Annotated in this window: 2 protein-coding genes; one reads left to right on the top strand and one right to left on the bottom strand. The window is 60.7% G+C overall.

The features are described 5' to 3' along the window. Positions 1-146: 146 nt before the first annotated feature. On the top strand, positions 147-539 hold the full coding sequence (locus P792_RS33115; protein ID WP_023979644.1) for a helix-turn-helix domain-containing protein: 393 nt from the start codon (positions 147-149) through the stop codon (positions 537-539). 15 nt (positions 540-554) lie between these two features. Here P792_RS33115 and P792_RS33110 read toward each other — a convergent pair. Next, on the bottom strand, positions 555-1,548 hold a 994-nt coding region (locus P792_RS33110), incomplete at its 5' end, for an aldo/keto reductase (RefSeq protein ID WP_369794254.1).

Here is a 1,548-nt window from a genome sequence, read left to right as displayed (position 1 = left end):
CCCGACCAGACCGGTCGCACCGATGATAAGGGCAGTATGGGTCATCAGAAATACTCCAGCGTCGTTCCTGTCTTTGCGAAGCTGGAGCGAGGGACTAAAAAACACAATCCGGCACCTTTTTGTGCCCTGGTTACCTGAAGGGCTCCATGACCGACCCCACCCCGTCTCCTGATCTGCTGGCAGGCTACCGTCAGGCCCCGTATGCCGAGGATTGCGCCCCACGACGCCTGCTCAAGCTGTTTTCAGGCAAATGGGTGACCATGATCCTGCACGCCCTGCACATGTCCGGGGGGTCAGCCCGCCCCGGCGCCCTGCAGCGCAACCTGCCCGGCTTGTCGAAAAAGATGATGACCCAGACGCTACGCGACCTTCAGACGGCCGGTCTGGTCGAACGGGTCGTGATCCAGACCATGCCACCCAATGTGGAATACAGGCTGACCGCGCTTGGCCAGCGCTTTATCGAACCGCTGGAAATGCTTTATTGCTGGGGTGTCCGTCATGCGGATCTCCTGCAGCAACTTGGCCAGCAACCCGACTGACCAGCACCCGAGTGATCAGCGTCCCACGAGCGCTTTCATGCTGGCGGGATAACGTTCACCCACAACGTCGATCTGCGTCAGCGCCTCGTCGATCGCCTGCAATTCATCGGAGCCAAGTGCCAGTGTCGCGCCGCCAAGATTTTCCTCCAGGCGCGACAGGCGACGCGTACTGGGAATGGGTACGATCCAGGGTTTGCGGGCCAGAAGCCAGGCAAGCGCAATCTGCGCCGGGGTGGCCTGACGCTGTGCTGCAATCGCTTCGAGCTGCGTGACCAGCGCCTGATTGGCCTGCAACGCCTCCGGAGCAAAACGTGGCACGATCTTGCGGAAATCCTGATCGCTGAACTGTGTGCTCGTGTCGATCTTGCCTGTCAGGAAGCCCTTGCCCAGCGGGCTGAAAGGGACGAACCCGATGCCAAGTTCTTCCAGCAGCGGCAGGATTTCCTGTTCGGGTTCGCGCCACCAGAGCGAATATTCGCTTTGCAGGGCAGCGACTGGCTGCACCGCGTGAGCCTTGCGAATGGACGCCGCACCCGCTTCAGACAGGCCGAAATGGCGGATTTTACCCTCCCATATGAGTTCCTTGACCGTCCCAGCTACATCCTCCATCGGCACATCAGGATCGACACGATGCTGATAGAACAGATCGATCACATCGGTACGCAGGCGCCTGAGCGCGTCCTCGGCAACCTGACGGATGCGAGCCGGATGACTGTCGAGCCCATCGCCCGGCCGGCCATTGCGAAAGCCGAATTTCGTGGCAATCACCACATCCTTGCGGAAAGGCGCGAGCGCCTCGCCCAGCAGGCTCTCATTGGTGCCGGGGCCATAAGCCTCGGCGGTGTCGAAAAACGTGACCCCGCGCTCATAGGCACCGCGCAGGAAGGTGATGGCGCTCTCATGATCTTCGGCGGGACCATAACCGAAACTCAGCCCCATGCACCCCAGACCAAGGGCAGAAACCTCGAGTCCGCTTTTTCCCAAAACCCGCTTTTCCATGTTCCGGTCT

This window comes from Asaia sp. SF2.1 (genome assembly GCF_000505765.1).
In the GTDB taxonomy this organism is placed as follows: domain Bacteria; phylum Pseudomonadota; class Alphaproteobacteria; order Acetobacterales; family Acetobacteraceae; genus Asaia; species Asaia bogorensis.
This window is presented reverse-complemented; position numbering and strand designations above follow the sequence as displayed.